At 69.4% G+C, this 13,362-nt stretch carries 10 protein-coding genes and 1 pseudogene; 5 read left to right on the forward strand and 6 right to left on the reverse strand.

Translation table 11 applies throughout. The features are described from left to right. Positions 1 to 128 precede the first annotated feature (128 nt). On the reverse strand, positions 129 to 2,894 hold the full coding sequence (locus tag QMZ92_RS01100) for a type 1 periplasmic-binding domain-containing protein (protein WP_283295299.1): 2,766 nt from the start codon (positions 2,892 to 2,894) through the stop codon (positions 129 to 131). 547 nt (positions 2,895 to 3,441) lie between these two features. Between QMZ92_RS01100 and QMZ92_RS01105 the strand changes: the two genes are divergently transcribed. Then, entirely contained in the window at positions 3,442 to 3,876 is a 435-nt protein-coding gene (locus QMZ92_RS01105) for a VOC family protein (protein ID WP_283295300.1), read from the forward strand. Between the two features lie 434 nt (positions 3,877 to 4,310). On the opposite strand, the gene QMZ92_RS01110 is transcribed toward QMZ92_RS01105, so the two are convergent. Then, positions 4,311 to 5,123, reverse strand: coding sequence for a TspO-related membrane protein (locus QMZ92_RS01110; protein WP_283295301.1), 813 nt, complete (start codon positions 5,121 to 5,123; stop codon positions 4,311 to 4,313). Positions 5,124 to 5,659: 536 nt separating this feature from the next. On the opposite strand from QMZ92_RS01110, the gene QMZ92_RS01115 reads away from it, so the two are divergent. Further along, the gene (locus QMZ92_RS01115) at positions 5,660 to 6,331 is read left to right on the forward strand and encodes a class I SAM-dependent DNA methyltransferase (protein ID WP_283295302.1); all 672 of its coding nucleotides are present in this window, start codon (positions 5,660 to 5,662) and stop codon (positions 6,329 to 6,331) included. 134 nt (positions 6,332 to 6,465) lie between these two features. Here the strand turns inward: QMZ92_RS01115 and QMZ92_RS01120 are convergent, their stop codons facing one another. Further along, entirely contained in the window at positions 6,466 to 6,792 is a 327-nt protein-coding gene (locus QMZ92_RS01120) for a hypothetical protein (protein WP_283295323.1), read from the reverse strand. On the opposite strand from QMZ92_RS01120, the pseudogene QMZ92_RS01125 reads away from it, so the two are divergent. Further along, a pseudogene (locus tag QMZ92_RS01125) lies at positions 6,712 to 6,924 on the forward strand (IS5/IS1182 family transposase); the annotation flags it as partial. The gene QMZ92_RS01120 and the pseudogene QMZ92_RS01125 overlap by 81 nt on opposite strands. A gap of 237 nt (positions 6,925 to 7,161) precedes the next feature. Here QMZ92_RS01125 and QMZ92_RS01130 read toward each other — a convergent pair. Together QMZ92_RS01130 and QMZ92_RS01135 are read right to left on the reverse strand one after the other, a co-directional pair. Continuing rightward, a complete protein-coding gene (locus QMZ92_RS01130) occupies positions 7,162 to 7,428 on the reverse strand; it encodes a TetR family transcriptional regulator C-terminal domain-containing protein (protein WP_283295303.1) in 267 nt (88 codons plus the stop codon). 566 nt (positions 7,429 to 7,994) lie between these two features. Then, positions 7,995 to 9,302: a hypothetical protein gene (locus tag QMZ92_RS01135; RefSeq protein ID WP_283295322.1), complete on the reverse strand. Its 1,308-nt coding sequence runs from the start codon at positions 9,300 to 9,302 to the stop codon at positions 7,995 to 7,997. 707 nt (positions 9,303 to 10,009) lie between these two features. Here QMZ92_RS01135 and QMZ92_RS01140 point away from each other — a divergent pair. Further along, entirely contained in the window at positions 10,010 to 11,428 is a 1,419-nt protein-coding gene (locus QMZ92_RS01140; RefSeq protein ID WP_283295304.1) for a hypothetical protein, read from the forward strand. Continuing rightward, positions 11,425 to 11,754, forward strand: coding sequence for a hypothetical protein (locus tag QMZ92_RS01145; RefSeq protein ID WP_283295305.1), 330 nt, complete (start codon positions 11,425 to 11,427; stop codon positions 11,752 to 11,754). Before QMZ92_RS01140 ends, QMZ92_RS01145 begins: the two co-directional genes overlap by 4 nt. Positions 11,755 to 11,837: 83 nt before the next feature. Here the strand turns inward: QMZ92_RS01145 and QMZ92_RS01150 are convergent, their stop codons facing one another. After that, positions 11,838 to 13,241: an IS1380 family transposase gene (locus QMZ92_RS01150; protein WP_283295306.1), complete on the reverse strand. Its 1,404-nt coding sequence runs from the start codon at positions 13,239 to 13,241 to the stop codon at positions 11,838 to 11,840. Between the last annotated feature and the right edge of the window lie 121 nt (positions 13,242 to 13,362).

Here is a 13,362-nt window from a genome sequence, read left to right on the forward strand (position 1 = left end):
CCGCTCCACCGCATCCCCACCTGACCGGCTGCGGGTCCGCTCCGACCCGGCGGGCCCGCGGTCGACCCGGCGGATGCGGCAACAGCGCCAAGGCCCCCCAACGGACAGCGAGACCTCGCGTCGAGTTCTCAAGGGCAGGGAAGTTTCCTCCCCTTCTCCGGGCCCCACGTGGTGCGTTCGTCGCCGCGAGTCACCACGCCGCACAGCAGCTCCGTCACGGGCCCGCTGTCAGTGCCCCGCAGTACCGCGAGGAGCTTGTTCTCCGTCAGCCGTCCCCCGCTCGCCGCACCGTGCGCGTCGATGCGGCCCGTGGCGCCGTCGAAGCCGCCTCCCCCCAGACCCTGGTAGAGCACGCCCTGCACGAGTCCACGGTCCAGACGGCCGTCGTGTCCACCGGTGGTGCGCCAGGCCTGGTCGATGCCTTCGGCGAGGTAGCGCACCGCGTCCCAGGCGAGGGCGACATGGCCGTCCTCACGCATCGCCTTGCTCCTGGCACTGCGGTCACCACCGTACGCGCGGTCGTACGCGGCGAGGAAGGCCGCCGCCTCCGGGCTCCTCGCCGCCAGCGTGGGCGCGAATCCGTGCGAGACGTAGAACAGGGACAGGCCCTTGAAGTGGTCCCAGGGACGCTGGTCCTCGATGAGCGCGTTGGTGACGTCGTCTCCCGCGAGCACGCTGAGCTTCGGGCAGTCGCCGGACATGCGGGAGATCTCGGCCAGGAACAGCTGGAACTGGCTGGCCCGTGCCGACCACACCACCGCCGTCCGCGGTTCCGCGCTCACCGCACGGCAGACCTCACGGGCAAGGTCCTCCACGGTCGGGACCGGCCGCCCGCCGAGGGCGCCGGGTATCGGTTCCGGTTCCGGCGCGTCGGTGGGCGTGTAGAGGAGGACGTCCGTGCGCGCCGGCCCGTAGGAGGCACGGAAGGAGGCGGCGAGGCTGTTGCTGTACGCGTCGGTCGTGTCGGCGACCAGGCTCACGCGGCGCACCGGCCGGCCGCCCGCGGTGATCCCGGCGCCGGAGGCGAACGCGGCCATCAGCTCGGCCGCCCGCGCGTCGGTCGCCGCCGTCTGGTAGTAGTGCGTGCCCTGCTGCAGGAGTTCGTCTGCCGTGCCCGAGGTGCCGACCATCGGGATGCCTGCCTCGTCGAGGATGCGCATCGCCTCGTACGTCTTGCGGCGGCTCTGGCCGAAACCGACGACACCCGCGATGGTCGGGTCGCTCGCCGCGAGTTCCACGATCCGCTCCGCGACGGCGGGCGCGTCCTTGAAACGGTCCCCGGCGTTGGCGGCGAGGACCCGCAGCGGGACCCGCTCGCCGGAGCGCAGGGCCTGCGCGTTGATGTGCCGCTGTGCCACCGCGATGCCCCGCAGTTCGGCGAACGTGCCCCCGCGGACCGGGTCCTCGGCGTCCTTGCCTCCCGTGAGCGGGCCGAAGTAGACGACGGTGCGGCGTCCGGGGCGCGGGTCGCCGGCGGGCCGGCCGGCGAGTTCCCTGTCGACCTCCTCGTTCTGCCGCTCGATCTGCTCCAGTACGGCACGCACGGCCTGCTCGCTGGGGCCCTTGCCGAAGCCCGCGGAGCCTTCGCCGACCCCGACGCAGTGCCCGTCGGTGCCGAGGAAGGTGGAGCCCTGGCAGGGGTCGTCCTTCGCGCGGTTCCAGGTGCCCGGTACGAGGACGAGGGCGCCGGCGACCGCGAGGGCGAGCGTCGCCGCGCCCAGCGCCCCGGCCACCTCGGCACCGGGACCCCAGCGCGGCGACGGCGTCACCAACGTCGGCCAGCGGCCGAGCCAGTACACCGCGGCCTGATCGTCCTCGGGGCCCTCGGCGACCGGTACGACGATGCCGGTCGGCTGGTCCGGCAGCATTCCGCGGCGCTCGATGTTGATCAGCTCGGCGCCCGCCTGGGCGAGACCCGTGGCGTGGATGTCGGGGATGCGCGCGGCCAGCGAACGTACGCCGCCCGCCACCGCGAACACCGAGGTGCAGCGCAGGTCGTCCACGGCGGAGCGCAACTCGCGCAGGAATCGCTGGACGCGCGAGTCCTCGGGCCCCGCCTCGTCGAAGAGCAGCACGAAGCGGCTGGTGCGGCGGCGGCGCCACGGGTCGAGGAGACGGGTCCGGCAGGCACGGTCGAGATCGGAGAGCACGGCCTGCATGAGCACCCGGTCCATGCGCTCGGGCTCGTTGACCAACTCGCCCTGGACGAGGTCGAGGGCGGAGCGGAAGAAGTCGGTGGGTGGACTGCCCTGCTGCTGGCGCACCCAGCGTGCGTACCAGCGAGGGCTGCGCGCCTTCCCGAGCATGCGCCGGTTCGCCCGCCGCCCGTAGAGCGCGCGCGGCAGCCGCTGGAAGAGCGGGCCCGCCACGAAGTTCCACAGCAGCTCCAGGAGCGTGCCGCCGTTGGCCTGGTCACGACCGCCGAGCCACCACAGCGCCTGGGCCAGGGGCGACCATTGGCGATGCTGCGCGTAGCAGTGGTTGCGCAGTTCGGTGTGGCGGCGCTCCATGAGCCCGTCGAGCGCGGGGGCGGTGACGACGGAACGCAGTAATCGGTAGCTGTGCAGGTGCAGTTCACCGGTGCCCGGCGGCATGGTCTCCCGGAGCTGGTTCGTGATCAGCTCGAAGAGGTGGAGCGGTGGCGGGTCGGCCCCGTCCGGTATCTGCGGGATGTGCGCGTGCGGGGCGAGGACCTCGCTGCGGCCGCGCATCCGTGAGCGGAGCCCCGCGACGATCCGGCGCCCCGCCTCACCGCCGCCCGGCTCGTGGAGCAGTACGACCGGAACTCTGCTGCGGCTGCGTCGCGGCTGCACCACGAGCTTGTCGAAGGCGTCGACGAAACGATCGACACCGGGATAGGCCGGAATGCGGTTCCGAGGATCCCCCGTGGTCATGCGTTGCCCCCTCTGTACCCCGAGAATCAGGCGTCGTCGTCGACTGTTCTACCCACACGCAGAGTCAATCATCTGGCACTGACAGTCGGGACGGCTCCCGGCGCAGGGGAGTGCGACCGGATGGTTCCGATCCCGCTCCACGGCTGTCCGGCCGGTCCGGGGCAGCCCTCGTCGGCACATCCGCCGCGCGATCGACTGCGGCCGACCCGTGCGGTCGCGCCGATTGCGAGGGCCGGGGATTCCGGGTGGTTCGGGCCGGGGCTCGACAGTCCGGTACGGCCGTTGCCGACGCCACCGTTCGGCGCGGGCCGGCGCACCGGGTGCCGGGGCGAGGGCCTCGGTGCCGATCACGGCGCGTCCGGCGCCCGCTGGTAGTCTGTCCGGCGTTCTCGCCATGGTCGTCTGCTTCCCCACCGCCGGTGCGAGGTGCACAAACGCGGCTGCCCGGCTGGCTTCCGGGCGGCAGTGGCTCGCGCGGACCCTCCTCCCGTCGACCTGCCGATCCACACCCGGGAGATGGGCGGCAGGGGCCTGCTACGGTGCTCCGATGGCATCGGTGAAGCAGTTCCAAGTCACCTTCGACTGCGAGGAACCTGAGCGCGTCGCTCGCTTTTGGTGCGAGGTGTTGGGGTACGTCGTCCCGCCGCCACCGGAGGGGTTTGCCACGTGGGACGATTTCGACCGTTCGCTGCCGCCTGGGAAGCAGGGTTCCTGGTTCGCCTGCAGCGATCCCTCAGGTGTGGGCCCGCGACTGTTCTTCCAGCGCGTTCCGGAGGGCAAGGCCGTCAAGAACCGGCTGCATCTCGACGTGCGGGTCGGCACCGGGCTGGTGGGGGAAGAGCGCCTGGCCGCGCTTGAGGCCGAGTGCGCGCGACTGGTCGCGCTCGGCGCGGTGCGCGTGCGGCTGCTGCTTGCCGATGACGACAACGAGTCGTGCATGGTGATGCAGGACATCGAGGGCAACGAGTTCTGTCTCGACTGAGCATCCCCGCGACGGGGAGTCGGGGGAGCCGTGTCCCATGGGCGCGCGTCGATGCCCTGCGGGTGGGTGAGTCCCACATGCCAGTCGGCAACGTCTGCTGGGAGGGTTCTGGCGAACCGGCCGGTGCACCGGGGCCCGGGGCTCACGGCGCAGTCACCCAAGCGGACCGGCGTCCGTCCCGGCATCTCGGAGCCCTCCCGGGCTGCATCGGTCGGCGCCCGCTCCGGTCGGCGGGCGGAGTGCAGCCGCTGCGACACAGGCCCGGTTCTCCGGCGGCGCGTCGACGGCAGCGACCGTCTCCATGGAAGCCGTGCAAGGTCAGCTCCGCGAGAGTCTCCGGTCCGGGGGAGTGGACCCCGTCTCCACGCTGCTGGACGTTCGGCTCGTATGCCGAGGCGTGCACCTCCGGTGACATGCACCGGCTTCCCCCGGCCTCATGGCTCAGACTCCGATGCGCATGCTGCTCGCTCTCGTCGGGTGACGGCGGTGACCCCGGTCACGAGGGCGAGTCCGACGCCTGCGGCGCCGGCAAGGACGGGCTGCCCGGCGCTCGCAGCTCCCAGCATGGCGGTCAGCAGACCCCATCCCGCGGCGAGGGCGTAGGGGAGCAGACCTCGAGTCCAGCGCACGATGACCACGGCGGTCGCCGTAGCGCCGGCCAGCACCGCCAACTGCCCCGCGACGCCCGCTTCGCCGCTGACAGGGGCACCGGAACCGGCCACGGCGGTGGTGAGGTTCACCCAGACCGCGATGGTCGACCACCCAGCGTAAATACCGAGCATCCACCACAAGAGCCCTCTGGGCACAGGTCGCCAGGTGGCAATGGCGAAACGGTGCTCCAGTGCCAGGGACATGGCCCGTGCGAGACCGTAGATCATGACGGCGAACACCGCGACCGTTCCCCATAGCGGTGCGACCTCCGCCGCTACAAGCCAGCAGCTGAATCCGGCGAAGACCACCGAGAGCGGGACGGCCAAGCGATTCCGAATCTCGGGATCCGGGCGACGCTCGGGCAGTGCCCACAGCGCGTAGGCGATGCAGAGCAGTTCCACCAGCGTCCAGATCGAGAATGCCCAGCCGACCGGAACGATGGGCGGCTCGCCTGGACGGTCGGCTGTCGTGAACTCACCGCCGTAGAGCCTGCTGAGGACGGAACTGACCACCTGCCCCAGCGCGAGGACCAGCATCACCGAGCGCCACGCGGCCACCGGGCCCGCGGAGCGCCTCAACGAAGGGGCTTGCACCATGGGTCGTCCTCACCACCAGGTCTGATTCGTCGATATCAGACTGCACACATTTCCCGATGCAGACGCAGAACGGATGCAGTGGGCAGACGACCCGCGCCCTCGAGCAGGCGCTCGGCATGGGCGGAGTGCCCGGTGGTGTCAGTCCGCGGAGGCTGATGGTGCTGTCTCCGGAGTGGTCGGGTCTGCCGTTGCGGGTCTGGATCGCGACGTCCACGACCGGGTACTCGACTCGGTCGGTGTCGTCCGGAAGGCACAGCAGCCTGGCCGTCCGGGCCGAGGAAGTCCATGGACGTGATCTATCAACCAGGTCTCAGGGGCGGACTTCGGCGAGCGTCTCTGTGTTCGGCTCTCAGCAGGGGGCCTTCTGTCATGCGTCAATCGAGGCGGGGGCGGCCGCAGCACGCCAAGGATCTCTTGGTTGGAGCCGGAGTCGCTGAAGTCGCACGCCGCCCGCCATCCCGACACGGGTGAGGGGAGCGGAGCCGGTGGAAGGAAAATGCAGACGGTGCCCCTCCGTGCCCGGCAGAGTGGCGGCCGTGACGAGCAGTGAGCTGTGGACCCGCGCGACGGCCGACCGCCACGACGCCGAGGAGGCCGAGATGTCCTCGGCCGTCGTTCTCGGACCGACACTCGCCTTCCTCGCCGAGCTCGCCGGAGACGGCCGGGCACTGGAGTTCGTCGTCGGAACCGGACGAGTGGGCGTCCCGCTCCGGGAACGCGGCGTGCCGGTGGTGGGCATCGAACTGTCTGAGCACATGGCGGCGGTCCTGCGGCGCAAGATCGACGAGGACTCGCTCCCGGTCGTGATCGGGGACATGGCCACGACCGTCGTCGGCGGCGAGTTCACCCTGGTCCATCTCGTGTACAACACCATCTCCAACCTGCTCACCCAGGACGAGCAGGTCGAGTGCTTCCGCAATGCCGCACGTCATCTGGGGCCCGGCGGCCGATTCGTCATCGAGCTGAACGTGCCGCCGCTGCGGCTCCTGCCGCCCGGCCAGTTCGCGGTGCCGTTCGACGTCTCCGAGCGGCATCTCGGCTTCGACACCTTCGACATGGTCGAGCAGATCCTCGTCTCGCACCACCTCACCCGCGACGGTGACGACGGCCGCTACCGACGCGGCAACCGGCGCGTCGCGGACTGGGAGGGGGCGCCGTTCACCCCGGACTCCACGAAGCACATCTCCGTGTGGCGCAAGCCGGCCTGAGACGGGCCACTCCCCGCCCCGGCCGGGTTCAACGGGCACCGGAATCCCGTGTGGTGCCCTGCGTCGTTCACCCGTCGGCCGTACCGAAGTGCCTTCATCTCGCACACGTCGTTGGACCGGCTTTCACAGCCGCGTCACCCGGCACGGTCGCCGAGGAGGGTGGGGGAAGCGGCGATGGCCCGTGTGCATGCCGGTATCGCGGTCCAGGCCGCCACATCGGCCCGTACCCCGGCCGCGGTCATCGCCGACCCCGCGAACACCGCCGTCCTGCGCACTGCGCCGTTCACCGCGGCACGGACGTGGACGCCGACTTCGCCGGCGAAGTGGAGTGACCTCGTCCTGGCCCGGGACCAGGACGAGGCCACCGAGGCCGAGGCCGCCTGGTCGTCGGCGTCTCCGCAGCCGACATGCAGGACAGCCTCGGGCCGGAGCCGATGGTGGCCGGTCTCCAATCGTGACACGACCCCCACCGCGGCCGGCACCACAAGCCCCGCAAACTGCACGCCGACAAGGCCCACGACATAGCTGAACCGCGGAAATGGTTACGCGGCAAGCGCATCGCCGTCCGGATCGCCCGCAAGGGCACCGTGTCCGGCCTCTGACCCGTGCCGTCATGGTGCGGAATCACCCGATATACCCCACCTCGCTGCCCTCGTCCTTGTCGGCACCTGCTTCGAACGCGGTCAGCTCGTCGTACGTCCCTCCGTCCTCGTGGCGTGGGCAACCTCAACTGGCCTGCCAGAGCTTGATGACCACTTCGCGCCACTCGACATGACCACGTGCGACAGGTCGGCAGAGTGCACCGGATTAAGCACGCCGAGCTCGGAGCCTCACAGATCGCCCAGATGCCTGAGCAGTACATCGACACACGTCTGCGGGTGCAGGATGTTGGGGTGCAGGACCGCGCTGAGGCTGAGTCCGTCCAGGAGAGCCGTCAGCCGCTCGGTCTCGATGTCGATGTTGCGGCTGGGGTGCAGAGCGCCTGATGCATCGAGTCGGGTGAGTACGCGGCGCACCAGCCCTCTCGTGTTTTCGGCGGCCTGGTGGGACAGGTCGCTGAAGGCCGGATTGGTGCGGGCGGGTGCGTTGAAGTCCATGAAGATTACCTCGGAAGGAGCAGCCTCTCGACGCCCGGCGCATCCGGCAGATCACGGACGGCCTCGGAGATATCGCACAACGCGTTCACGCAGTCGGCGCCGAGCAGGAAGTCCCCTCTACGCAGCCCTGGCGTCCACCATCAGCTACGACAGCACAACGAGGACCGCGACCGCATGGTCGAGGCCCTCGCATCCGTATCGCTACGACAAGTGGGAAGTTCACGAGATCCTTTGACCAGCCGCAACAGGGCTGATTGATGTTGAGGTTCCCGCGAGTCGCGAGATCATCCCCCGAGAACATGCACACGCAATTATTTTGATGGGATGCGCTGCGCCCCTGGGATGGCTCGTCCGCGCAGCTTCCATGCAAGCACTCTCTGCGTCTCACAGCTCGCACAGGCAGCATGAGCTGGAGCGTCCCATGCCCGATTCACCTTGGGTCAAGTTAGGCCGGTCGCAAAAGGCCGGCATCACCCTCAGTTACGTCGACCGCGTGACCGTAGGGCCACCATCGCGTTCGAGGTTTCGGGCAACCCCGCACCACGTGAGTGCGAGCGCGCCTACGCCTACGCGGACAGCGCAGGGAACACGACCACCGAGCCGTCCTTGTTGCGGGCAATCTCAATCGCCACGTCTGTCGTGCGGCTGTTGACCATGACGCCGTCGCCCAGCTTGCGAATCCGGTTTGCCGCTCCCATCAGGCGATCGACTTCACCGGCCGTGAAGACGGGCCGCAGACCTTGCGGACCTGCCAGCTCCAGCGCCGACAAGCGTTCCAGGACACCGGCAATGCTCGACTCTAGTTCGTCGAGGCGCTGCTGGTCGCGCTTGAGCTCGCGGGTGAAGTTCTCGAACAAGTTGTCGGGGTTGTCCTGGGCATGCTCGACAGCCTGCAGGACAACAACCCGCCGCTTCAGCGCAATTGCCAGGGCAGCGAGTTCGAGATGGGCGCGGAACATGCCGCCATGCTCGTCGACGCCGGGGAACGACTTGGCCAGCGTGCTGATCTCGACGGACTTGCCCTCAGGTAGCTTGTCGAGTGCGCTCTGCCACCGGGCAAGGCGGCGGTCAGCGGCGCCCAGCGCCGTGTTGATGGCGTGCACTGCCGAGTCCAATCCCAGGGAGACTCCGAGCTTGCCCTGGTCGAGCAGAATGGCGGTGGCTTTGTCGATGGCATCGCGGCAGCCGTCGAGTGCGCTGTGCTCATCTTCGAGCTTCTGTTCATGCAGCTGCTCCAGCAGTTCTGTGATGTGTTCGATAGCCTGCTGGCGCTTGTAGTCGGCATGCGCGCTCACGCCCACCGCAACGGCCATGAGCACGAGCGGCGCGGCCACGGTGAGCGCCGCGCTGCCGGCGGCCGCAACGCCGGCTGTCGCACCGGCTCCGCCGACCGCCCCTGCTGCCGCCGCTTTACCGACTGGCACGAACGTCGCATTGGCGGCGATGCCCGTCGAGTTCATAAGTGCGCTGTGGATGCCACCGGCCGCCGCCTTCGACGCCATCGGGCGAACGACGCCCTGACCGAACTGGGCGGCGACCTTCGCCGGAACCACCATGCGATACAGGTTTTCGCCGGCAGCGGTCGCCCTGGCCGCCGTAAGGGAACTTCGCGTCGATTGCGTGATGAACTGCGACAGGTGCTGCGCCAGGGGACTCGCGGCATCGAGCGGGATACCTCGGCTGCGGTCGAGCTTGTCGGGCAGCGGATACACCTCAAGTGTGGCGATCGGCGCGTCGGCCAGAGCGGCCAGCACACCACGCAGTTCAGCCAGGCGCGCAGCCGTCATAGGCTCGTCTCCGGCCAATGCCGGCACCCGGACATCACCGGTCGCCAGCGTCCACACCGGAACGAGTGCCTTGCGATCGCCAGTCATCATCTCCCCCTTGTTCTCCAGCAACAGCCTACGGCTGACGCCCGATAGGAGCGGCATGAACCTCGTGTATGCAGCTACGGGCTCTGTCTCCCGGTGAACTGACGGATCACAACGGAGGGACGGCGCCCCTCACCTGCAATGCTGGCCGGGACCGGTGGCGCGTGGTGCGGGCCGAGAAGACCCATGGGGCAAGCGGGAATCGCACGCTGCGAAAGATCGCGGACGTCCGGCGGCCGTGTAGCAACCTCAGAGTCGCCCTCACCACAGCGCTCCCGCAGGGCATCTGGGATCCGGGAAGTTGCAACCGCCCTGAATGTAGACGTCATAGCGGAGCCCGGTGATGCGCTGTCTGTCGGCATTGACCCATGGGGTTCGTGAATCGATCGCCTGCGTCAGCACCGAACTCAACTCGGACGTTGACGATAGCCAAGTAGCGGACGGCCTTGAGGCGTGATCGGGCGCGTCCAGCCAACTTCCCGAATCCAGTCGACGGTGCTGGCCTCTCGTCCGAAATCAGCATCTATTCTGAGGCACGGTCAGGTAGCTCCTGCCGATGCAACGCTCCGGCAGCCGACAAGGGGTGGCAAGTGACAGCGGATGTCCGTGGGCCGGCATGGGCACTCGAGGGATTGGGCGTGCGGTCCGGGCGCTATCCCCTGGCGGTGGAGGGCCCGGTGATGCGGGCAGTGGACCGGTTGGTTCCCGGAGTGTCCACCGTAACCCGCTACATCCGCTACCACTCGCTGTACGCGGCGATCGCGGCGCACGCGGAACGGAACGCGTGGGACATCACCGCGTGCCGCCGGGCAGTCCGCCGCAGCGAGGTCCTCCTCGCGGCGCTCCAGCACCACACGGAGACAGATCCGGCATGGCTTGCCCACGGGGTCGATCGAGTGCGGCGTTTCTGCACAGAGGAACTGGAACTCGCGCGAGCCGCCGACGAGGAGCAGCTGAGCCAGTCGTACTCACCCCGCCGCTGGGGCTTTTGGGACCAGTATGGCGGACCCGCCACGGTGCTCGGCACGGTGGACGTCCGGGACGGAGTGCTCAGACCCGGCCGGCATCCGTGCCCGCCCGCGGTCAAGGAGCTGTTCGCCCCTCTGCTGTCTCTCGCGGAGCGGGACGTCGTGTCCTTCGCCGACCTGGAGACAGCGGGGCAGGCGGCTCTTGGTGTCCCGTGTCCGGCCGAGCGGGAATGGCTGACGGACGTCCTGACCGCAACCCGTGGCGGAGGTACCGACGCGCACGGGGACTGGGAGGCGTCCGACCGCACTCGGCGTGCGACCCTCCGTATCCTCGGCCGGGCTATCGATCTCCACGGTCATGAGGGCGACGGGTATCAGGAGACGCTGCGCTCCGCGGTGGCCTTCGGTGGCGAGGCGACAACGGATCCCGTTCTGGCGGCGATTCCCGAGACGGCCGGTTGGCGGGGAGTGCTGCTGCGCCATTACTCCGTCGGCGCCTGGCGTCGGCTGTGGGCGGCGCTGGTGGCCGATGTGGGCTCCAAGGTCGGCGAGGCCGACCGGACGGCCGAGGAACTGCGCGACTGGCTGGCGCAACAGGCCCCGGACGCGAATGTACGGCGGGTCCTGGACGACCTGCCTCCGCTCAAGGACGCGGCAGGTCAGTTGTTGCCGGCCGAACGGCAACTCCTGACGCAGGGTGCCGATGCCCCGATGACCAATGTGCTGCTCCTGATGGTGGGTGCGCTGCGCTCCCGGGAGGGTCATCTGCCGGACGACGTACGGGCCGTCTTCCTGGGCCGTCAGCGGCGCTGGGCCGAGTTCCTCGACCCGACGTGGGTCGACGGCCTCATCGACGACTACGCCGACCGGCCGGTCCGCGACCTGGCCGCGCGGCTGGTGGACGACATGCTCGCCCAGTCCCGCAGAGTCGCCCTCGCGAAGCTGCGCACCGACCCCGCGACCGGCGGGCTGAAGATCTTCTCCCGTCTGCACCTTCGCAACGAGCGCTATTTCAAGACCGGTGACGAAGGAGACTCCGACATCGGCACCCGCATCCCCCAACTGGGCTCTTTGGCGGCGCAGCTGGGGCTTTTCGCCGTCCGCGACAATTGCCACACCGTCACCGCGGAGGGACGGCGAATCCTGGAGACAAACCCATGAGCGCGGCACAGCACACCCGGTTCGCATCTCCCGTCACGCTGCTGAGGGATTGGAGCGAACGCAGCGATCAGCAGGCGCTGCACGAAGCGCTCTTCCTCGGTTTCACAGTTGATCTTCCCTTCCTGGAGAAGGTCGCCATACCCGTCGCCCGTGGTCTGGGTGCCCGCACCGCGGTGATCGGTGATGCGGCCCAAGGGCTGTACGACCCGGTGGATGTGCGCATGGCCGGCCGCAGTTATCTGCACGGCCTAGCCTCCCCGTTTCGCTTCGAGTGGTTGAGCTGGGGTGATGGCGGAGGATTGGTGCGGTCGGCCCCTGGTCGTTGAGTGGGCATGGCTTGGGCCCGACGCTCGGGTCGGGGTCTCCAACGGGTTCCTCGGTGGTGGGCGGGCAGGGACAGCGCCGCAGGTCAGGTGGCCGGTCGCGGTAGTGCGGTGAGGCGGGCGAAGGCGTTGATGAGTTGGTGCCGCCAGGGCCAGGTCGCGGCGATCCGCAGGCGAAGGCGGCGGCCGCCGCGAGTGATGCGGGCGGCTGCGTGCAGCAGCCGGTAGCGCAGTTTCTTCGGCTCGGCGGTGGCCAACTCTCCTTCCAGCAGCAGGGTCTGGGTCCAGGCGAGCAGGTCGGTGGCGGTCAGGGACAGCTCCAGCCACGCTTGGTTGAGGGTGAAGTGTCGGGAGGGGAAGCGGCCGAAGCCGGTGGTCTTGCCGCAGCGGATGCGGTCCTCGACGCGGGCGTGCGCGCGGTGGCGGACCTCCAGGTGCTGCAGCGAGCCTTCGCCGTAGGGGGTGTCGGTGAGGAAGACCTGGTGGCGCATGCCCTCGTCGAGGTCGAACAGGGACAGTTGGGCGCCGGGGTGGGGGCGTTCGCGGCGGACGATGATCCGCGTGCCGTCGGGGTAGCCGTCCAGGTCGACCATGCCGGTCAGCTCGGCGACCTCGGCACCGACGCGCAGGGTGCCGTCCTGCTCCAGCGCGGGGTGCCAGACCTCATCAGGCAGAGCGCGGATCGCGCGGCGGACCGGCTCGGTGACGGGATGTCCGACCGAGAAGGATGTGTGGACGCCTCGGGCGCGCAGGGCCCGCAGGTGAGCCAGGAAGGCTTTGGCTCCTCCGGCGCTGTCGGTGCGGACGAGGATGGGGGTGCCGTGGCGGCGGTCGTCGGGGATCTGGGCGAGCGCCGCATCGAGGACGGTGATGTGGTCGGCGGCGGTGTTGGCGCCTGCGTTGCCTGGCCGCAGCAGTCCGGCCAGGGCTTCGCCGGTGTTGTCCAGGAAGCACAACAGCGGGTGGTATCCGAAGCCCCGCTTGTAGGTGGCTGCGGCCTGCTCTTTCTCGGAGTGGCAGGTGACCAGGGTGGCGTCCATGTCAATGACCAGACCGGGCAGGGCCCGCCCGCCGGCCTGGGCCGCGGGTATGCCGCTGTCCGTCTCAGCGGCCTGCATCCAGGCGACCTCGCGCGCTGCAGCCCGGGCCGTGTGCAGTGCTGCCAGTGCCGTGTGGTCGATGCCGGCCAGCAGGCGCCAGGCGGTCGGGGTAGAGGCCACCGGGCCGAAGACCTCGGCCTGGTCGCGCAGTAGGGCCAGGTCGGCGATGGCTTCGCCGCCGTCGGCGAGCATCACCGCCACGTCCACCGCGATCCTGCCCGGGTTGTGTCCGGTGCCGCGTGGCCGCAGGTGGCGTAGCGCGTCGGTGAACGCGGCGGTCAGGCCGGTGGCGTCAGCGAGATCGGCCAGCAGACGGGACCCGGCATGGCTGACCACACCGTGGCCGTCGGCCGAGACGACGAGCTTGGGGCGCGAGGCGGTAGTGTGCACGCAGAAAGTGCCTTCCTGCTGGGATGACAGAGACCTTCGACAAGCCTCATCTTCCCAGCTCAGAGGGCACTTTCGCGTTTCGGATCAAGATCCGGACACCGCGGCAAGTGAAACAGGCAGG

It is taken from the genome of Streptomyces sp. HNM0645 (assembly GCF_030056615.1).
Lineage (GTDB): Bacteria > Actinomycetota > Actinomycetes > Streptomycetales > Streptomycetaceae > Streptomyces > Streptomyces marianii.